22 protein-coding genes and 3 pseudogenes are annotated in these 19,255 nt (G+C 33.0%); 8 read left to right on the top strand and 17 right to left on the bottom strand.

The genetic code is table 11. The annotated features are described in order from the left end of the window. Positions 1-384: 384 nt before the first annotated feature. A complete protein-coding gene (ant(9), locus tag D2A30_01985; GenBank protein ULL20453.1) occupies positions 385-1,173 on the bottom strand; it encodes an aminoglycoside nucleotidyltransferase ANT(9) in 789 nt (262 codons plus the stop codon). A 131-nt stretch (positions 1,174-1,304) separates the two neighbouring features. Then, entirely contained in the window at positions 1,305-1,832 is a 528-nt protein-coding gene (locus D2A30_01980) for an adenine phosphoribosyltransferase (protein ULL20452.1), read from the bottom strand. A gap of 111 nt (positions 1,833-1,943) precedes the next feature. On the opposite strand from D2A30_01980, the gene D2A30_01975 reads away from it, so the two are divergent. Then, a complete protein-coding gene (locus D2A30_01975) occupies positions 1,944-2,630 on the top strand; it encodes an IS6-like element IS1216 family transposase (GenBank protein ULL20451.1) in 687 nt (228 codons plus the stop codon). A 41-nt stretch (positions 2,631-2,671) separates the two neighbouring features. After that, a complete protein-coding gene (locus D2A30_01970) occupies positions 2,672-3,283 on the top strand; it encodes a hypothetical protein (GenBank protein ID ULL20450.1) in 612 nt (203 codons plus the stop codon). A 186-nt stretch (positions 3,284-3,469) separates the two neighbouring features. On the opposite strand, the gene D2A30_01965 is transcribed toward D2A30_01970, so the two are convergent. The 4 genes and pseudogenes from D2A30_01965 to D2A30_01950 all read right to left on the bottom strand — a co-directional run bounded on the left by D2A30_01965 (position 3,470) and on the right by D2A30_01950 (position 5,429). Further along, positions 3,470-4,054, bottom strand: coding sequence for a hypothetical protein (locus D2A30_01965; GenBank protein ULL20449.1), 585 nt, complete (start codon positions 4,052-4,054; stop codon positions 3,470-3,472). A gap of 195 nt (positions 4,055-4,249) precedes the next feature. Then, positions 4,250-4,357 (bottom strand): annotated as a pseudogene (locus D2A30_01960) (JAB domain-containing protein). Positions 4,358-4,615: 258 nt separating this feature from the next. After that, on the bottom strand, positions 4,616-5,278 hold the full coding sequence (locus D2A30_01955; GenBank protein ULL20448.1) for a methyltransferase domain-containing protein: 663 nt from the start codon (positions 5,276-5,278) through the stop codon (positions 4,616-4,618). 49 nt (positions 5,279-5,327) lie between these two features. Further along, positions 5,328-5,429 (bottom strand): annotated as a pseudogene (locus tag D2A30_01950) (zeta toxin). Positions 5,430-5,668: 239 nt separating this feature from the next. Here D2A30_01950 and erm(A) point away from each other — a divergent pair. Then, positions 5,669-6,400: a 23S rRNA (adenine(2058)-N(6))-methyltransferase Erm(A) gene (gene erm(A), locus D2A30_01945; GenBank protein ULL20447.1), complete on the top strand. Its 732-nt coding sequence runs from the start codon at positions 5,669-5,671 to the stop codon at positions 6,398-6,400. Positions 6,401-6,524: 124 nt separating this feature from the next. On the opposite strand, the gene D2A30_01940 is transcribed toward erm(A), so the two are convergent. From D2A30_01940 to D2A30_01915, 6 genes and pseudogenes are all read right to left on the bottom strand, one after another. Beyond that, a complete protein-coding gene (locus tag D2A30_01940; protein ID ULL20446.1) occupies positions 6,525-6,887 on the bottom strand; it encodes a hypothetical protein in 363 nt (120 codons plus the stop codon). A gap of 929 nt (positions 6,888-7,816) precedes the next feature. Further along, the gene (gene optrA, locus D2A30_01935) at positions 7,817-9,784 is read right to left on the bottom strand and encodes an ABC-F type ribosomal protection protein OptrA (protein ULL20445.1); all 1,968 of its coding nucleotides are present in this window, start codon (positions 9,782-9,784) and stop codon (positions 7,817-7,819) included. A 186-nt stretch (positions 9,785-9,970) separates the two neighbouring features. After that, positions 9,971-10,083 (bottom strand): annotated as a pseudogene (locus D2A30_01930) (23S rRNA (adenine(2503)-C(8))-methyltransferase ClbB). 32 nt (positions 10,084-10,115) lie between these two features. Next, complete coding sequence (locus D2A30_01925; protein ID ULL20444.1) at positions 10,116-10,964, bottom strand: AraC family transcriptional regulator; 849 nt, start codon at positions 10,962-10,964, stop codon at positions 10,116-10,118. A gap of 39 nt (positions 10,965-11,003) precedes the next feature. Next, positions 11,004-11,585 (bottom strand): hypothetical protein, encoded by a 582-nt coding sequence (locus tag D2A30_01920; protein ID ULL20443.1) that lies wholly within the window; start codon positions 11,583-11,585, stop codon positions 11,004-11,006. Between the two features lie 175 nt (positions 11,586-11,760). Next, positions 11,761-12,021 carry a hypothetical protein gene (locus D2A30_01915; protein ID ULL20442.1) on the bottom strand — a complete coding sequence of 87 codons (261 nt, stop codon included), beginning with the start codon at positions 12,019-12,021 and terminating at the stop codon, positions 11,761-11,763. A 563-nt stretch (positions 12,022-12,584) separates the two neighbouring features. Between D2A30_01915 and D2A30_01910 the strand changes: the two genes are divergently transcribed. From D2A30_01910 to D2A30_01900, 3 genes are read left to right on the top strand one after another with little or no spacing between them, the layout of a single operon-like run. Further along, positions 12,585-12,887 (top strand): hypothetical protein, encoded by a 303-nt coding sequence (locus tag D2A30_01910; protein ID ULL20441.1) that lies wholly within the window; start codon positions 12,585-12,587, stop codon positions 12,885-12,887. Between the two features lie 17 nt (positions 12,888-12,904). Continuing rightward, positions 12,905-13,780, top strand: a complete 876-nt coding sequence (locus D2A30_01905) for a hypothetical protein (protein ID ULL20440.1) — start codon at positions 12,905-12,907, stop codon at positions 13,778-13,780. Between the two features lie 53 nt (positions 13,781-13,833). Further along, a complete protein-coding gene (locus D2A30_01900) occupies positions 13,834-14,514 on the top strand; it encodes an IS6 family transposase (GenBank protein ULL20439.1) in 681 nt (226 codons plus the stop codon). Between the two features lie 196 nt (positions 14,515-14,710). Here D2A30_01900 and D2A30_01895 read toward each other — a convergent pair whose 3' ends face one another. The 5 genes from D2A30_01895 to D2A30_01875 all read right to left on the bottom strand — a co-directional run bounded on the left by D2A30_01895 (position 14,711) and on the right by D2A30_01875 (position 18,184). Then, on the bottom strand, positions 14,711-15,541 hold the full coding sequence (locus D2A30_01895) for an undecaprenyl-diphosphate phosphatase (protein ULL20438.1): 831 nt from the start codon (positions 15,539-15,541) through the stop codon (positions 14,711-14,713). Next, positions 15,541-16,290, bottom strand: coding sequence for an ABC transporter permease (locus D2A30_01890; protein ULL20437.1), 750 nt, complete (start codon positions 16,288-16,290; stop codon positions 15,541-15,543). Before D2A30_01890 ends, D2A30_01895 begins: the two co-directional genes overlap by 1 nt. Beyond that, on the bottom strand, positions 16,283-17,200 hold the full coding sequence (locus tag D2A30_01885; protein ID ULL20436.1) for an ATP-binding cassette domain-containing protein: 918 nt from the start codon (positions 17,198-17,200) through the stop codon (positions 16,283-16,285). The genes D2A30_01890 and D2A30_01885 overlap by 8 nt, the downstream gene beginning before the upstream one ends. A 182-nt stretch (positions 17,201-17,382) precedes the next feature. Next, positions 17,383-17,997, bottom strand: a complete 615-nt coding sequence (locus D2A30_01880; GenBank protein ULL20435.1) for an XRE family transcriptional regulator — start codon at positions 17,995-17,997, stop codon at positions 17,383-17,385. Continuing rightward, positions 17,987-18,184, bottom strand: a complete 198-nt coding sequence (locus D2A30_01875; GenBank protein ID ULL20434.1) for a helix-turn-helix domain-containing protein — start codon at positions 18,182-18,184, stop codon at positions 17,987-17,989. The genes D2A30_01880 and D2A30_01875 overlap by 11 nt, the downstream gene beginning before the upstream one ends. A 165-nt stretch (positions 18,185-18,349) precedes the next feature. Between D2A30_01875 and D2A30_01870 the strand changes: the two genes are divergently transcribed. Continuing rightward, positions 18,350-18,499 carry an XRE family transcriptional regulator gene (locus tag D2A30_01870; protein ID ULL20433.1) on the top strand — a complete coding sequence of 50 codons (150 nt, stop codon included), beginning with the start codon at positions 18,350-18,352 and terminating at the stop codon, positions 18,497-18,499. A gap of 47 nt (positions 18,500-18,546) precedes the next feature. Further along, positions 18,547-19,233, top strand: coding sequence for an IS6-like element IS1216 family transposase (locus D2A30_01865; GenBank protein ULL20432.1), 687 nt, complete (start codon positions 18,547-18,549; stop codon positions 19,231-19,233). The last annotated feature ends 22 nt before the right edge of the window (positions 19,234-19,255 follow it).

The raw sequence follows: 19,255 nt of genomic DNA, 5'->3' as shown, positions 1-19,255 counted from the left end.
TAAAACAAAATTATTCATTCTATATCTCCCCCACATTAATCTTACTAGTTTATTACCCACTTTTTTACCGTGCTAACTCGATATGCTCATCTATCTAGCTCTAGAATTGATAAAAAAGCTTCTAAAAAAATGGATTTCCCCACTTGACTAGAAGCTCTTTCTATTACTTATTCACTTTATGTCTATTTACGCTCTAACAAACAAATCGTCTCCACATGGCTCGAGTTGATGGCATTGATGTCATATTACTTTGCCCGTCTGTGGAAACATATCAGCAGCATTTTTGGAACTATCGGTAGACGGGAACATATCCAGCGGTTTTTGACCATTTTAAGAAATTTCGGTATGAGAGAACCTATCAATGGAATTCTCAACACCAGCCTTTTAGATATTAAGGGAAGACTCTATAGACTTTTTCATATGATTAACGAGTTCAGCCACCTCAGATTCCATTCCTTCCCACTTGTCAACACACTCTCCTAAATAAGCCTCTCTCGCTTTGTTGAGTAAAGTAGCATGCTCATCGGGTAATTGAGGTATCGCCCATTCAGCTGCCAGATCTTTTGAGCGAATTTCACCAGTAGATGCTGTCAGCCACATTCTGGCTAAAGTTAAAATCACATTGCGTTCGTCACCGTTAATGCTAGCTATCAACCCGGGCAACGATTCTTTAATTGCTTTTCGAATATCTGTCATTGGCACAGGCTCAATTACTTCTGTTGCCTTTGGTCCCAAAAGGTTAATACTATTTTTTCTTAGTTGTGCTAAAAGTATTGCTAAATCCGGATCATAAGTCGACTCAGGAATTTCTCCCTTTTCAAACTGCTCTCTTAGCCACTCGCCATACATAAATTCATATTTGGGGGGGAAATGCCAAGGGACAATATCCTTTTGATTTATGACCGTAACTTCAAGAGGCCTCATATCTTTTATGTTTCCTATTTTCCCAGATATAAGCATTAACCTATTTGTAAGATTCCTTCGAGTTTTTTCAGATAAACTTTGATTTGTTATTACCAAAATATCTACATCGCTATTCATACGTAAACCACCCATTACTGCCGAACCATACAAATACACCCCAATTAACATATTATCAAGTAGTTCCGCTATAGTTTTTAATGCTTGAATTGCTTCTTTCGGAATTTTTTTGTTACTTAAATCTATACTCAACTTCGATCTCCTTTCGTCTGAAAACTGTTTTTTAACGCCTCTTAAAATTTATAAAAAAAGAGTAAACATCTTTCGTTGTATTGTAAATTAACGCCATCCAAAATTTTGATTCAAGATTTTCTTTCGGTTTATTATATGTTTGAGCCAATATAAGCTACAAAACTGCTGTCTATCCATTTTTGAGTAACCTCATTTATATCAATCCCAATAGTAGCCAACCCAATAATGCTGCAATCCAATTTCTCTAACAAAGCTATTAAAGCCTTCATTTGAGAACCTGTCTCTATCCAATCATCTACAATCAAAACTCTTTTGTTCCTCACAATAGAACTCTTAGATATTTCAAAGCTTTTATCTTGACCTGAATAGTCGGTAAAATGTGTCGAAATAATCTCTTCTTTTGCGTATGGCAGCTTATCACCTTTTCTTACTCCAATAAACCCCACTCCAAGTTCTTTGGCTATGGCAGTGCCTAGTATCCATCCAATTGCTTCTGGGGCAGCCACATAATCTACTTTATTTTGAAAATCCAATGATAGTACTTTTACAATTTTATCAAAAACGGTTTTATGTGTAAAAATAGTTAGTAAATCATATTTTCCAATTGAGTTACGAGGTAATATACCTCTAATTTCATTTATAACATCAGTACTTTCCATACATTTACACCCCTTGCTTATGGTTAATAATCTTTGCTAATCTGGTTCTGTTGCAAAGTTTTAAATCTACTATCAAATAAGGTAGAATAATAGAAAAAGATAGCAGGAGGAATGACGATGAATCATTTTAAAGGAAAGCAATTTCAGCAGGATGTGATTATTGTAGCCGTGGGCTACTATCTTCGTTATAACCTTAGCTATCGTGAAGTTCAAGAAATCTTATATGATCGTGGCATTAACGTTTCTCATACGACGATTTATCGTTGGGTGCAAGAATATGGCAAACTACTCTATCAAATTTGGAAAAAGAAAAATAAAAAATCCTTTTATTCATGGAAAATGGATGAAACGTACATCAAAATTAAAGGAAAATGGCATTATTTGTATCGAGCCATCGATGCAGATGGTTTAACCTTGGATATTTGGTTACGTAAAAAACGGGACACACAAGCAGCCTATGCTTTTCTTAAGCGGTTAGTGAAGCAGTTTGATGAACCGAAGGTTGTAGTCACAGATAAAGCCCCCTCTATTACAAGTGCCTTTAAGAAACTAAAAGAATACGGCTTTTATCAAGGGACAGAACATCGTACCATTAAATACCTGAATAATTTGATTGAACAAGACCATCGTCCAGTAAAGAGACGCAATAAATTCTATCGAAGTTTACGCACTGCCTCTACCACGATTAAAGGTATGGAAGCCATCCGAGGATTATATAAGAAAACCCGAAAAGAAGGCACTCTCTTCGGGTTTTCGGTCTGTACTGAAATCAAGGTATTATTGGGAATCCCAGCTTAAATCATAGATACCGTAAGGGATTTTATTCTTTATTTAAAACTTTGCAACAGAACCATTCATTCTATCAAGAGCAAGAAAATCTAAATACAGTAGATGAAGATCATCTGGAAGAAAAAGAACTTGATATAAGAGAGATTGAAAGACTGAACCCAAATAAATTAAAAGAATTTATTAAAAAAGATTTAAAAGAAAAAGGAACAATACCTTACAGATATACTCAAAGTAATAGAGTTATGGAAGCAACTATTAAAATTTTAACTGAATATGATCGCCATATGAATTGGTATAAAGAAAACAAAGATAATGGAAATACAGATAGTTTTTATACAGAAGCTTTAAAGCTATTCAATGAAGCACTTTCAGAAATGCTAACAACACAAGGCAATATGTTTTTAAAAGGATCAGTAGTAACTTACTCTAAAATTTACGATAGAATAGTTGAAGGAATAGAAATAAACGAAAACTATATGAGTATAGGTAGTGTATTGGATAATTCAATAACAGATTATAGAGAAGCTTCAAGTCAAGAAGAAATATATAGTCCATTAAATTACATGAAATCAGTAATATGGAACGCATTGCTAGTAGGAGATATTAAAATGACATCAGACATAGAAAGGACTTTTGGAAATGGAAGAACAAACTTTTATTAAAGAAAAAAAGCTTATTAGTCTGGCAACTAATAAACTTTTCAAAAGTAAAACTATTTAGCTCTTGGCTTAACATAATGACACAAAACAACTGAACGCCCTTCGGTTGTTTGACTACCAGCAAAGATAAGGAAAAAAGAATTTCTTATCTTTACTGGTAGTTTATTATGTTTATTTTTGTGTTTTTTACTAGAGAGAACGAGATTTTTTTCTTTTTTCTACTTGTTTGTTTTGAGTAGAAGATTTTGTTTTATTTTTTAATTCTTCTACATTAAATTTTGGTTTTTCTTTTTTTACTTTTTCTCTAGTTTTAGCTTTATATTTTTCTTTAGGCTCTAATAAATGGCTACCTTTGTAAGATAAGCTAGAAAGATTATTAACTGCAACATTATCAATTAAATTTATGCCTACTAGATCAGCAAGTTGTTTAATATTAGAAACTCTATCAATACTTTCTTCACTATATCTTATGTGTGAAGCATTAGTTTTAGTCGATAAAGCAAATGACTTGCTATCATGTAATATAGCTTTTTCAATGATATGTTTAGCTTCTTCTTTTGAAGTTAAGTTTTCTGGCAAGATCTCACTTTCTATAATAGTATTTTTAGTGTCTAAATATAAAGCCACATTAATATTATCATAATTATCATATCTTGTCATTATGAAGTCTTGTATATCATCTGGACTTTTAATTCTGGTATTTTCTATACTAAATTTATTTGCCTTGCTAAAATATTGATTTTGCAGTTCTTTTAATTTATTTATTTTTTGCAAATTATCTTTATCGCTAATATATTCTTCTGGATTTTTAATAAAATTTTTAATAGAAGTATCTTTTAAAATATTTTTCAGTTCAGTTTTAGTAATCTTAGTAAATTTATTTAAAAGATTTATATGCTGATCTGTATCTTTTTTTAATATATTTTTATGTGATAAGGTATTTGTTTTTTCTATTTCATAATTTACAGTTATATCCCCTTCTTCTCTAAATGAATAATAGTCATTTCTTCCAATGATAATATGATCTATTATTTTTTTATCTAAAGCTTTTGCTACTTCTTCTAGTCTATGTGTTATGTTTCTATCTGCATTACTAGGTGCAGGATTTTATCAAGAGTAAATTACAAAAGAATCATTTAAATCAATACTTTCACTTTGAATACATGTATTTGAAGTGGAAGGTACTTATTTCAAAAATAGTAAAACCTGTATCTTAAATTACTTAATAGTAACATAAGATACAGGCTGATTTTTTATTCATTGTTATTTATACTAAAGCACCCGATAGCTCTGAAAACAATCACAAATTCAACTTTTCAAAGCCACAGCTTTAAGTTATTTTGTCCAGACAACCCCCATTGCCCAACCCATTTTATGGAATTGGCATCCAGGCAACAACTTTTCATATAAATCGTAATAATTTTGTTCAGATAGGTACTTATCTGAAGCTAAATGCTCAAGCCATGATTTAGATGTGTTGTGATTATAAATTCTAATCGCATTTTTTATTCCAAATTTGAAACAATGCGGTAAAAACTCTTGGATTGCCCCTAATTTATAAACATAGGTAGGCGGTGTCTCGACTTCAGATACATTATCAAGAATAACTATTCTTCCTTCCTCATTCAACAGTTCCTTCATTTGCTGTATTACGCTGGCTATATCATCCAAATGATGAAAGGTTGTTCGGCTTACAATAAAATCAAACTTCTCATTAAAATTAAGTTGTTCTGCATTCATATTCAGATAGACCGTATTTGTTAGTTGACGTTTAGATTTGGCAAGATCGAGCATTTGATTAGAAATATCAATCCCTACCACTTCATCATAATAACTTGCTAATTTCTCCACTAACAAACCCGAGCCACATCCGATATCTAATGCTCTGCCTTTCTTTGGAGACATATTAGACACAAAGAATGAATAATCATTCAAAAGCTCATTCACGAAATCGTAATCTTCTGCAACCTTATCAAACTGTGATTCTATTGTATTCAAAAAGATCCCCCATTCCTACTTTATCGACATTCTTTCATTACTTACCACTTTAGATGTTTTTTCGTTGGGGATAAAACTTCCCTTTAGACAATTTTATCCAAAGACAATACAACAGTGCAACTTTATTAAAGTCACTGTCCTTTATCGCAGCCTTTACTTTTTAGTAAAGACAGTGGCTTCTCTTATCAAGTTTCAAAACATATTATTTTGAAGAAAACGTCCAACTGAAGTGTCAAGTGCAAAATTACATATAGAGCTTTATTCTAAAAAGTAAACAGAAATGATATAATCAGTTACGTAAGGAGGTTTCAAGTATGTGCACTAGTATCGCAGTAGTAGATATTACTTTATCTCATTCATAATGAAAAAAATGGCAAGGAGAAGGTTATAATGAACCAGAAAAACCCAAAGGACACTCAAAATTTTATTACTTCTAAAAAGCATGTAAAAGAGATATTGAATCATACGAATATAAATAAACAAGATAATGTAATAGAAATTGGATCAGGAAAAGGTCATTTTACCAAAGAACTTGTCAAAATGAGTCGGTGGGTGGATTCTATAGAAATTGATGAGGACTTGTGTCAAGTCACCCAAAAAGTCGTGAAGCCTTTTCAGAATATAAAAGTTATCCATACGGATATTCTGAAATTTAACTTCCCCAAAAACAAAGACTATAAAATATTTGGTAATATCCCCTTTAACATCAGTACTGATATTGTCAAAAAAATTGCTTTTGAAAGCAATTCGAAATATAGTTACCTTATTGTGGAGAATGGTTTTGCAAAAAGATTACAAAATACGAAACGAGCTTTAGGTTTGCTATTGATGGTGGAATTGGACATAAGAGTTCTCAAAAAAGTGCCACGAGCATATTTTCACCCTAAACCGAATGTAGACTCTGTATTGATTGTTCTTGAACGACATCAACCATTGATTTTAAAGAAGGACTACAAAGAGTATCAATCTTTTGTTTATAAGTGGGTAAACCGTGAATATCGCGTTCTTTTTACTAAAAACCAATTCCGACAGGCTTTGAAGCATGCAAATGTCACTAATATTAATAAACTATCGAAGGAACAATTTCTTTCTATTTTCAATAGTTACAAATTGTTTCAGTAAATTAAAGTAATAAAGCGTTCTCTAATTTCACAAGAGAACGCTTTATTCTTCCTAAAAATTTTCAATATTTATTAATAAATCGGTTGTTTTAAAAGTAGGCACCTGTTATTGCAATAAAATTAGCCTAATTGAGAGAAGTTTCTATAGAATTTTTCATATACTTAACGATTTGTATATTATTTATATAATTGGCTGGTATTGAACGTTTGTCTAAAATCTTTTTCACTTCATCTGCAGTTGAACCTGCATATTCTCCATATGTTGCAATAACAAATAGATATTTGCAATTAAAAATAGAGCGTTCTAAAAAATCTCTAATATATGGCGGGATATTAACGTGAAAAACCGGGAATACAATACCTATCCTCTCGTCTGAGAACTCATATTTATTCTCTTTTATCATTTGTGGGATGGATATTAGTTTTCCACCAAGTCTTTTCGCAACATAAAGACTGTTTCCTGTTGCGGTAAAATACAAAATTGTCATTTCTGCTACCTCTCTTTAACTAATTAGGATTCAAAATTGATTTTTGATGCAGTTACACTTGCATCGGGTTTGAATTGTTATCTAGGTGTCATCATAATGAGTATTATACTTAAGAAAATTCAAAATGTAAGTACGCACATTTGTGACGTATACTATCCCAACGGATAGTGTAAAGGATGAACTAGATTTTGTTTAAACGTTAAATTTCTCAATTCCCTGTACAAATCTATCTTTATCCTCATCTCTCATTAATGGAATAACTGTAACACAGGATACATTCCTCATTTTTTACAGTGGCAATAATCAGTCTACTATGTTCAACTTCTATGAGAAAATATACTTCGTTTGGCTCTTTTTAACGAACAATACAAGAAAAATATCCTAATTATCTGTTGCTTTTTTACTACAAAACAATCGATTAGTACATTATTACCATACCTATTTAGCACCAAGGCAAGCAATTCTACAAATCACAATATAATCTGATTTATCACCCTATATCTAAATACTATTGTTGAACTTCAGTTTCTCTTATCTTAACCTTCCTTTCTGCTGTATTTGAGACGTCATAACCTCTTGAACATTTTCAAATTCTTTACTTATGACATATTCATCAAATACTTCAGTCCCATATTTAGAATCTGGTTCTGCAACGACAGAAACCACCTGCTCAATCCTCCTGTTATATACAGAGGGCTACTGGAAGAACAACTTCTGGCAGCATAACAATCAAAGGAAATTTAGTGAGTTTATACGACTACACTTTTCTTGACAATTCCAAAGTATAGATAATAAAAACCGCTATGCGGCAAACTCAAAAGGTCTTCACATAGCGATTATATCTAATAAAAATTCATTAATTTTTTTACATTTTCAACAACCAGAATGTATCATTAACACTTTTACATCCTTATTGCATAACTCAAAAATTACATAACTTCCAATTCTCTCATCAACTGTTCCCATTCATTAAAATAATTACCCTGACACCTTTTAACATCATCAATTGATTTTTGTATTTCCGTCAGTACTATATAATCAGAAGAATTGTTTGGTTCAGAAATGATTTTATTCAATCTTTCTAATTCTTCATCATATTGATTTATTAACACTTCAAGCTTTTCAATTCGTTTCTCCTTCTTAACCTTCTCCTTCTCAATGGAGTTACGATCGCCTTTTACTGTGTTATTTTTCTCTACTTTCTGCTCAACTTTAATGTTATTAAATGGCTTTTCAGAATTCATCCTTTTTTTCTCGTACTCACCATAAGTAGATTGTACAAACTCTACACCATCCTTATCAAAAACAAGTAATCTGTCAGCAATCTTATTAGTAAAATATCTATCATGTGACACAAAAATAATTGTACCTTGATAACTGCATAAGATATTCTCTAAATTCTCTTTTCCAATAATATCCATGTGGTTTGTCGGTTCATCTAAGATTAAAACATTAGTACGTTTATATAATAATTTACATAATGTCAATCTAACCTTTTCTCCACCTGACAAAGAGGACACCGGTCTAAAAACATCATCTCCACTAAACTGAAATGAGCCAAGAGCAGTTCTGACCTCTGTGTCATTTAGCTCAGGGTATTCGCTTTGAAAAATTTCGAATAGTGTATCATCTCCACTGATTTGAGCAAGCTGTTGGTCAAAATAGCTAATTTCAACATTGTATCCGAATTTAAAATCTCCAGACAATGCTGCCACACCATCCATAAGTGTTTTAAGCAACGTGGATTTACCAATACCATTACTCCCAACAATTCCAAGCTTCTGTCCCCTTTCAAGGTTGAAATTAACCTTTGCAAGAGGAGTATCATAGCCTATCACAAGTTCTGAAGCACTTAATACTTGCCTTGAACTACTGATTCTCGGTTGAAATTTAGACATATAAGTTTTTGTATCGTATTGGTCTGGTGCATTTAATATTTGCATACGCTGTAATAATTTAATTTTAGATTGCACCATTTTAGCTTTCGTAGGTTTATAACGAAAACGTTCAATCAAGCGTGTAATCCTTTCAATTTCTATCTGTTGCAAGTCGTAATCTTTTTGCTGTTTGATATGATTTTCTCGTTTTTGCTCCTCAAAGGCTGAATAATTACCTTTATAACATTTGGTCTCTCCCCATTCGATTTCATAAACCTTATCCACAATTCGATTAAGAAACATTCTATCATGGGAAATAATAACCAATGTAGATTTATAACTTCTCAAATAACTCTCCAACCATTGTATTGTTTCTATATCAAGGTGGTTAGTAGGTTCATCAAGTAATAGAATGTCTGGCTTTGTTAAAAGTATTTTTATAAAAGCTATCTTAGTTCGCTGACCACCTGAAAATTCAGAAATGGGTTTTTTATCATCTGCTTCAGTAAAACCCATACTACGAATCATCGTTTCATATTCTTTTTGGTAGGTTAGACCTCCAAGAGCCATATACCTTTCACTGATATCAGAGTATTCATTGATGATTTTATCATCATATTGATTCTCCATTTTATCTATCAGCTGTTTCATCTTGTTTTCCATATCAATAAGCGTCTTAAATACCGTACGGACTTCATCCACCATTGATATACTTTCATCTTCAAAAGGCATCTGTCTTAAATAGCTAATATAAGGGTTACCGGTCTTTATTACTTGAAACTCACTTTCACCAGTTCCTTCTTCTAATTCAATTTCGCCTATAATAGCTTTTAGCAAGGTTGTTTTTCCACATCCATTTCTACCAACAATAGCAATCTTTTCATTATCATTGATTTCAATACCGATGTTTTCCAACACCATATTACCATCATAGTAAACGGCACCATTAATTATTTTGTATTGCATTTTCATATCCTCCTTTGCGTTAGTACTAGCAATTGCAAAGGTGGCTTTGGACAATAATTATTCTACTCCATGTAAAGCTTGTCACAGCCACCTATACATGGAGTTCTTTAAATGTTACTATAGTTGTAGATTTCATTTGCTTCTACCTCCTATCGATTATTAATATAATTCAATTGCCACCTTATTGTACCAAGTCGCTAGCGCAATGGCTAGCCTAAGTTTTAGCTTACACCCTTTCTGGTAAAAGTAAAGTAACTGATCTGTTATCTCATCTGGCACCAGATTCCCGATAAACCCTGCTGTTCCCGTCAACAGAAACCGCAGCCACACTGGAAAAAGATACAAAAGGATTGCCGCAATTGATTCTTTGCATTAGCCATCAGCTTTACAAATCACTCTTTCTATATTCAAAAGGCGTTTTTCCTGTTTCTTTTTTAAACACGGATGTGAAGTAACTTTGTGAGTTAAATATAAGATATTCACTAATTTCTGATATTGACTGATTCGTATATACCAATAGAAATTTGGCATATGCTATTTTCTCCTTCTTAATGTATGCACCAACAGTCATACCTATATCTATCTTGAATTTACGCATGAAGTGATACTGACTTAGACCAATTTCTGTGCATATTGACTGAATGGTGAGCTGACGGTTGATATTTCTTTTAATCATCCTGACTGCTTTTGCTATGTCTGAAGAGACACCAGATACTCTATAATCTGCAGTACTTAAAGCGAAATGCTCCAAAATACTGTTATACATAGCAACGGACTCTTCTCTTTTTCTCAGAGAACTAAAGCGATTTCCGTAATAGCTACTGATTGCACCTGACATTTCAATAGGAAGACCGCCAGCAATAGCATAGTACATCGATAGATACAGACAGAATGTCAGCATGGATTTTGTTGATTGTTCATTATTACAAAATTCAAAAAGTGCATTAAGGTAATCTTGATCCCGGTTCAGCTGTTTAAGTGTAGTTATATCACCATTTTGGACAAGCTCAAGTCTTGTTCGTAAGTCCTGATAACTTTGTTCAATCGTCCGCTTTGAAAGCTCAGACGTTTGTAGTCCCATGATATCAGTCGAAAAAAATTGTACCAGTTTATTCACTAAACTCTCAATAGAAAAAGATAAATTCTTATCTAATGCAAAGTAATACATCATCACACATATTTCACTAAACTTTCTGATATCGAGCACAGTCCAAGGCTTCCACCATGTAGCCATTATATACACTATTTCACCCACTATCTTTTATATGTTTTGTTATTTAATATCAAAATAAACTTCATCTCCATTTATCACAGTTCTAAACTGCAATCCCTTTTTTACAACATCATTTCTAATTATTGTTATAATTTTAAGATCTTCGTATGTTTCTCCATAAATTATATCTTCATCAGTACCTTCTTTTTTTCCTATAAGGTTAGTCTTGTTTTCATAATTTAAAATTTGATATAGTTTTTCTAAAACTTTTTCATCATTTAAAATAAAATAAGAATTATCTTCATCAAACTTTATAAAGGATTTATTTTTAAACACCCTTTCAACTTTTCCAAAATCAAATTCTACTGCTGAATAATTTTCTTCTAAAGCAACTTTAGAAGTTGTTTTTATTCTTTCAGAAAATCTTTTACTTTCTTCATCTGTTAGATCACGAACTTCTATATTTCTTAATGTTTGATTATCTTTATGTTCTTCTTTAGTGCTAATGTTTTCTATTTTTACTATTTCTTCATTAACCACTTCATAAGGTATTTTTAGTGAAGGGTATGTTTTAGTGGAAGTGGAACAAGAAGTTAATAATATTAATGCTAGTGCTGATCCTATTATCGCTTTTCGTTTCATTAGTTACACTCCTTTCTATGATTGTTTAGATAACCATAGTTCAATAGCTTCTTTAACCGACTGCTTATAAGTTTTACTATTTTTTTTAGAGATCAATTTAAATTCATCTAATAATTTATTGTTTATTGTAAAAGTTCTTTTTACTTCTTTTACTTCTTTCATAATATCCCCCCTATTAATAAAAGTTAGAATCTTGAAGATCTTCATTATTTACAGAATTCTTTTTTCTTGTAACTTCTTTAAATTCTCTTGTAAGTTGATTTAACTTTGTATTTTCTTCTTGCTGATCTTTAACTTCTAGCCAGAAGATTTTATTTTTTAAGAGTTGATTTTTTCTTTTTAACCTATAATTTTTTATGATTAATAAAATAATAAAAAACAAAGAAAAGGATAATAATTTTTCTTGTAAAATTAAAGAAATTATTTTTTCTAACATATAGATCTCTCCTTATAACTATATTATATCACTTCTGGACTTAAAAAACCATAAATAACTTTAAATAGCTTTAAATAGCTTTAAGTATAAATAAAAAAAAACGAGTTTTCTTTTTTTTATTTATACTTATTTTTTTTTTTTTCTTTTAACCATAATCTTATAGCTTCTTCTAAAGATAAATTAAATTGTTTGCCTTGTTTTCTTACTTCTTCTCTAAATTGTTTATCTAGATCTTCTGGTATTTTTACTACTAAAACATCTTTACTCATCTGCCTTCCTTTCCTTCCTATTATTTTTCGCTATAACAACGCCATTATATCATAAAGTGCTAGTTTTATTAATTGCAACTTTTAAGGCTTCTATTTCGGTTTTAAGAGCTTTTTATAGCTTGTATAGTATTTAGTGTATCAGTAGTGCTAATACCCCTTAAAAAGCTTTCTATCTTGTTATAGCGACAAGATAGAAAGCTTTTATATAAATATACCCAGATAATAATATGTAATCATATATTTTTGAGATATGTTATAAAAATGTTAAGTAAATGTTGATTTTGTGTGTGGCAAATGATACCATGTAAATATACAAAAAAAGGAGTGATTATTTTGTCTAGTATTTTTGATAAATATGAATATGTAGCTTATCCTGCAACAGTATTAACTTTAACATCAGAACTACGAGTAATTATTGATGATTACAGAGAAGGTAAATTAGATAATCGAGAAATTGAAGAAATTATTCTTTTCTATGCTGATAACAATAAGGACAAGTTATTTGATGAAGATGAATTAAACATAACTGTTCAAAGAAAGTTAGGTAAACAGAGATTAAATATTTTAAGAAACATTTTAAAAAATAACCAAAAATAAAGAAAGGAGTTTTTAAAATGATAGATAAAGAGTTTAAAGATCAATTACGAATTGAAGGAATATTATCTAAAGGCTTCGGTCATATCGCTAAATTTGTAGCAACAGATACAGATTTAACCATAGAAGCATTAGCAATCTATGGATATTTTTCAAGTTTTGCAGGTGGTGGCAATACAGCCTTTCCTTCCAGAAGTAAAATACTTAGTGATTTAAACATAAGTAAAGATAGATATTATAATCACTATAACCTTTTACTAAAAGAAGGATATATAACAACAGAAAGAGAAAGATATTATCATGAAGAAAAAAAGAAGTGGGTTTTAGGAAATAATATTTATACTTTAATATCAAATCCTAAAAAGTTTCAAGAACAAGCATTAAAGGAAAATGATGATGATAAAGGACATTCAAGAATAAGAAATAGTGGAATGAAATCTTTAGGTTATGGAACAGTACCTAAAGCTGTAATGTTAGATAGAAGATTAGATATTCAAGCAAAAGGAATTTATGTTTATTTTTGTGGTTTTGCAGGTAGTGGGAATAGTGCTTTCCCTAAACTAAAAAATATTTTATATCATCTTCAAATATCAGAAAAGACATATTATAAATACTACAATCAATTAGTGAAAGCTAATTATATTGAAGTTGAACAAAGACAAATAAACGGAAGATTAGGAGTAAATGATTATTATTTAACTGAAAATCCAGATGAAGAAATTGCTAAAGAAATAGCTAAAAAACGAGTAAAGGTTGATATTAAGCCAATCCTACCGTTCAGTAAAAATCAGGACATTCAAAAACAGGACATTCAAAAACAGGACATCTATAATACTAACAGAACTAATACTAACAGAACTAATATTAATAGTTTTGGTTCTGTTGCAAAGTTTTAAATCTACTATCAAATAAGGTAGAATAATAGAAAAAGATAGCAGGAGGAATGACGATGAATCATTTTAAAGGAAAGCAATTTCAGCAGGATGTGATTATTGTAGCCGTGGGCTACTATCTTCGTTATAACCTTAGCTATCGTGAAGTTCAAGAAATCTTATATGATCGTGGCATTAACGTTTCTCATACGACGATTTATCGTTGGGTGCAAGAATATGGCAAACTACTCTATCAAATTTGGAAAAAGAAAAACAAACAGTCCTTTTATTCATGGAAAATGGACGAGACTTATATCAAAATTAAAGGAAAGTGGCATTATTTATATCGCGCTATCGATGTAGATGGCTTAACCTTAGATATCTGGTTACGGAAAAAGCGCGACACACAGGCTGCGTATGCTTTTCTAAAACGACTGAAGAACCAGTTTGGAGAACCAAAGGTTCTAGTAACGGATAAAGCACCCTCTATTAAGAGTGCCTTCAGAAAGCTTCAGAAAAATGGACTGTATATAACAACAGAACATCGAACAATCAAGTATCTGAATAATCTGATTGAACAAGACCATCGTCCAATTAAGCGAAGAAACAAATTTTACCAAAGTTTGCGAACAGCCTCAACCACGATTAAAGGCATGGAAGCGATTCGAGGAATTTATAAAAAAAGCCGAAAAGAAGGGTCTCTTTTTGGCTTTTCCGTCTGTACAGAAATCAAAGGACTATTAGGAATCCCTGCTTAAATAAGAATCATCTTGAAAAACTAATGACCTTTTTGAGACTTTGCAACAGAACCCATTGGTTTGTGTAAACGCAAAGAAACGGCGGCTCTGAAAATCAAAGCCACCGTTTCATAGGCGTGAAAATATGTCTGCTGTACGACGGCTTTTTTCTTTTGCCGTCGTGCGGCAGATTATTGCTTATGGAATTGTTTTTCTATCACATTACTGTTATAAGTACAACAAGTATACCAAGCACAATTCGATACCAACCAAACACCTTAAAATCATGTTTTTTGATAAAGTTCATTAGGAATTTAATTACTAAGACAGATACCGCAAATGCCACAGCCATACCGAGAACAAGAGCGAGCAGTTCTGCACTTGTAAAATCAAACCCGAATTTTAACAGCTTAAAAGCACTTGCTCCAAGCATAGTAGGTACTGCGAGGAAAAAAGTAAACTCTGCTGCTGCCACTCGTGAAACTCCTATGAGTAAAGCACCTATAATCGTTGCTCCCGACCGTGATGTGCCGGGTATAAGTGATAACACTTGAAATGCCCCTATCAAGATTGCTGTTTTATAGCTGATGTCAGAAAGTGCCATAGTAGTAGGAGTACGCTTTTTATTCCAATTTTCTATGAGAATGAATAACAAACCATAAAAGATTAACATGATTGAAATCACAATGGGGGTTTGGAGGTAAGCATCCAAATAATCATCAAATAAAATCCCCATAATACCTGACGGTATACAAGCCACTGCAACCTTGAACCACAACGAGAAAGTATCCTTTTTAACAAGTGGCTGCGATTTATCCTTTAGCTGAAATGGAAACATCTTGTTCCAAAACATTACAACCACTGCGAGTATAGCTCCAAGTTGAATAACAACAAAAAACATTTCTTTAAATGCTTCGCTCATATTAAGTGTGATAAATTTGTCCGCAAGAATCATATGTCCTGTGCTGCTGATAGGTAGCCACTCAGTAATACCCTCAACAATTCCAAGAAAAATAACTTTTAAAATTTCTATAAAATCAAGTACCATTATTTCAAATCCTCCTTTTTAAAATGATGAAAGGTCATAAGAAAACCAACTGCTGATACAAGAATAATAATAGATACAGACAGCAGTGTAGGATAGCCGGTACTCTGAAGTTTACCCTGCACCAAGAAATAGGTGGCTGTCCACGGATACAACGCTCCCCATTCTTGATTTGAAAGTGCGGCACTTCCCATGACAATCACGGCAGAGCCAATCATCGGGGCGACAAATCCTTTTGTTTTCATAGCAACAAACACAAAAGGAGAAACTGTTAAAAACATCAGGATACTGCCAAACAAAAACTTGGGGAGCCATACTATTGCCACTAGTAAGCTATATCCCTCCAATGTAAAGACAGCGTGATATAGCCCACAAGCGATAAATATACCTGCCCATGTTACAAGGGTGAGCATAACAATCCAAAGAAGCAGGGTGCAAAATTTTCCAATTAATAGTTTTGTCCTTGAAATGGGTATGGGCAATATGGTTTTGAGTGTGCTTTCTGTGTACTCTCTGCTAAACAAGTAAGCTGCAATTGCCACATATATCATAATGTTTACCAGCAGCATGATATACAGTACACTGTCGCTGTATATGTCAGACAAGGTAAAGATAATCTCCGGCTTATCAAAATGTGTTTGCAAGGCTTCTATTAACATCAAAAGTGGGGTAGATAATACCCCTGCCACACTAATTAGCACCATTTTTGAACGCTTTAGTTTTAATAATTCACAAGAAATAAGATTAAGCAATACCGCCACCTCCAATCAGTTTAGAAAAGTAGTCCTCTAAGTTTTCCTCACTATCATCTATCCTTGTCACGAGCAGTCCATTTCGTGCAAATTCTCGATTGATTTCTCCAACACTTTGGCTAAAGTCATAAATTCTCACCGTACCGTCCTGCACTGTAAAATCCGTCATGTGGTAGTGGCTTTCTAAAATCTTTCCAGCTATCTCACTGTCAGATAAATCAAATTGAATGTATTTTCGATTCCTTTTGTGAAGCTCGGATATATTCACTTCCTCTACTAAATGCCCCTCGTGCATAACGCCGATAATATCTGCTATCTGTTCAATCTCGCTTAAAACATGGCTTGAAATAAAAATGGTAATGCCATGATTGTGACTAAGTTCAGATAAAAATGAGCGTATTTCAACTATTCCAATGGGGTCAAGTCCGTTAATCGGTTCGTCAAGTATTAAAAGCTCCGGCTCGTGCATAATGGCGGCGGCAATACCAAGCCGTTGCTTCATTCCGAGGGAATAATCGGAAAAGACTTTTCTTTTCTCTTTATGCAGCCCCACAACTTCAAGAGCTTTTTCTACTCCACTTTTAGATACTCCCCCTCGCAGTTTAGCGAGAATTTGCAAATTCTCATACCCTGTTAAATTACTGTAAAATCCCGGTGTTTCGATAATAGAGCCTACTTTGCTATAAAGGGTATGGATATTTTCCTTATAGTTTGTGCCAAACAAGCGTACCGTTCCATCCGTTGGGAGAGCAAGCTGCAACATCATTTTCATTGCTGTGGTTTTGCCTGCTCCGTTTCTGCCGAGCAAACCATAAATTTTGCCCGTTGGCACATGAAGATTGACCTTATCGACAACGGTGGCTGTTCCGTATCGCTTCGTAAGATTTTCTGTTTCAATGATATAATCCATATTTGATTTTCCTTTCCGTTGGTTGCTGTTCTTGTTTTCACTGACCACAATTTTATTATCACAGGAGCTATATCAAAAGCCAAGAAACCTACCGTCACATCGCCTACATCTATCATGTCAACATGAAAAAAAGCCCCGACACTTATCGTGTCAGAGCCTATTTCAAGGGATTTATATCGTTTTTACTTTGTTCCGTTCTGCTTAATCCAAACAACTATTTTTGCGACAAACAGCAGAAACATAAGTGCTGTTATATATGGTTCTCTTGCTGCTGCTAAGAAACAGATAGCCAAAGCAGTGAGTCCAAGGGAGCATTTTGTAGCAATGCCGCCCCATGTTTCTTTATCTAAATGGGTAAGTATTATTTTAGCAATCCCTATTACAATCAAGGCGGCAAAAGCACTCCAGTAGACTGCAAGATTGAATGGTGTGGTGGCTGTAAATGATAGTAGATTGACCGCATAAACATAACCGCCAACAGAGTTTCCATATAACGGAAGAAATATAAACGCAACTGCCATCATATCCAATATTCCATAAATATAGTTGTAAATCTTTTTCAAGTTGGAACGATTTTCAGTTTCGGCAAGTGTAATCAGTTCTTCGCCCGATAGTAGTTCATCTATGGTCACAGAAAAGAATTTAGAAATACACTTGAGCGACTCAATGTTAGGGTAACCCTTGCCGCTTTCCCATTTTGAAATGGCTGTTCTTGATACATATAATTGCTCCGCAAGTTGTTCCTGCGTTAAGTTCTTTCCAGTCCTAAGCTGTTGTAGCTTTTCATTAAATTCCATGATTCTCCTCCTGTTTGTTCCTTGTTTTCATACGTCCATCAACGGGTTTTTCTGCATCTTTTGGTATCATCCATGCACGACCAAATTTTTCAGTTCCGTCAATGCGATTTTCCTCACATAATTTTTGTATCCGTCTTTCCGATATGCCCCATTTTTCAGAAGCGGCTTTCACAGAAATGTAATCCATAATATCAACTTCCTTTCGCAAAGAGTATATAATTATTATATACGGAATGACGAATAATAGCAAGTTTCTCTCCACTAATACGAAATTATACACTACTAAACATAAAATCATACTTCGTTCAAATATCATCACCCGAAATGTACAATGATATAGGGTTATATTAAAATGTACCAAGATGAAAGAAAACTTGATTTTAAGCCGTTAGGTATAGCGATAAAAAAAGCTCGGGAAGCAAAAGGGTGGACACAGGAATATCTTGCCCAACTGGTAGACCTTACGCCACGCTCTATTATGGGTTCTGTTGCAAAGTTTTAAATCTACTATCAGATAAGGTAGAATAATAGAAAAAGATAGCAGGAGGAATGACGATGAGTCATTTTAAAGGAAAGCAATTTCAGCAGGATGTGATTATTGTAGCCGTGGGCTACTATCTTCGTTATAACCTTAGCTATCGTGAAGTTCAAGAAATCTTATATGATCGTGGCATTAACGTTTCTCATACGACGATTTATCGTTGGGTGCAAGAATATGGCAAACTATTCTATCAAATTTGGAAAAAGAAAAATAAAAAATCCTTTTATTCATGGAAAATGGATGAAACGTACATCAAAATTAAAGGAAAATGGCATTATTTGTATCGAGCCATCGATGCAGATGGTTTAACCTTGGATATTTGGTTACGTAAAAAACGGGACACACAAGCAGCCTATGCTTTTCTTAAGCGGTTAGTGAAGCAGTTTGATGAACCGAAGGTTGTAGTCACAGATAAAGCCCCCTCTATTACAAGTGCCTTTAAGAAACTAAAAGAATACGGCTTTTATCAAGGGACAGAACATCGTACCATTAAATACCTGAATAATTTGATTGAACAAGACCATCGTCCAGTAAAGAGACGCAATAAATTCTATCGAAGTTTACGCACTGCCTCTACCACGATTAAAGGCATGGAAGCCATTCGAGGATTATATAAGAAAACCCGAAAAGAAGGCACTCTCTTCGGGTTTTCGGTATGTACTGAAATCAAGGTATTATTGGGAATCCCAGCTTAAATCATAGATACCGTAAGGGATT

It is taken from the genome of Streptococcus suis (assembly GCA_022354845.1).
Taxonomy (GTDB): domain Bacteria; phylum Bacillota; class Bacilli; order Lactobacillales; family Streptococcaceae; genus Streptococcus; species Streptococcus suis_AA.
The sequence above is the reverse complement of the archived record's forward strand: the minus strand, read 5'-3'. Positions and strand labels throughout refer to the sequence as shown.

Bases quoted from the DNA above. Each gene is read 5' to 3' on its own strand.
- D2A30_01980 (ULL20452.1), bottom strand. From the start codon at position 1,832: ATGGAAAGTACTGATGTTATAAATGAAATTAGAGGTATATTACCTCGT.
- D2A30_01975 (ULL20451.1), top strand. From the start codon at position 1,944: ATGACGATGAATCATTTTAAAGGAAAGCAATTTCAGCAGGATGTGATT.
- D2A30_01940 (ULL20446.1), bottom strand. From the start codon at position 6,887: ATGACAATTTTGTATTTTACCGCAACAGGAAACAGTCTTTATGTTGCG.
- D2A30_01925 (ULL20444.1), bottom strand. From the start codon at position 10,964: ATGGCTACATGGTGGAAGCCTTGGACTGTGCTCGATATCAGAAAGTTT.
- D2A30_01920 (ULL20443.1), bottom strand. From the start codon at position 11,585: ATGAAACGAAAAGCGATAATAGGATCAGCACTAGCATTAATATTATTA.
- D2A30_01915 (ULL20442.1), bottom strand. From the start codon at position 12,021: ATGTTAGAAAAAATAATTTCTTTAATTTTACAAGAAAAATTATTATCC.
- D2A30_01910 (ULL20441.1), top strand. From the start codon at position 12,585: ATGATACCATGTAAATATACAAAAAAAGGAGTGATTATTTTGTCTAGT.
- D2A30_01905 (ULL20440.1), top strand. From the start codon at position 12,905: ATGATAGATAAAGAGTTTAAAGATCAATTACGAATTGAAGGAATATTA.
- D2A30_01900 (ULL20439.1), top strand. From the start codon at position 13,834: ATGAATCATTTTAAAGGAAAGCAATTTCAGCAGGATGTGATTATTGTA.
- D2A30_01895 (ULL20438.1), bottom strand. From the start codon at position 15,541: ATGGTACTTGATTTTATAGAAATTTTAAAAGTTATTTTTCTTGGAATT.
- D2A30_01885 (ULL20436.1), bottom strand. From the start codon at position 17,200: ATGGATTATATCATTGAAACAGAAAATCTTACGAAGCGATACGGAACA.
- D2A30_01880 (ULL20435.1), bottom strand. From the start codon at position 17,997: ATGGAATTTAATGAAAAGCTACAACAGCTTAGGACTGGAAAGAACTTA.
- D2A30_01875 (ULL20434.1), bottom strand. From the start codon at position 18,184: ATGGATTACATTTCTGTGAAAGCCGCTTCTGAAAAATGGGGCATATCG.
- D2A30_01870 (ULL20433.1), top strand. From the start codon at position 18,350: ATGTACCAAGATGAAAGAAAACTTGATTTTAAGCCGTTAGGTATAGCG.
- D2A30_01865 (ULL20432.1), top strand. From the start codon at position 18,547: ATGACGATGAGTCATTTTAAAGGAAAGCAATTTCAGCAGGATGTGATT.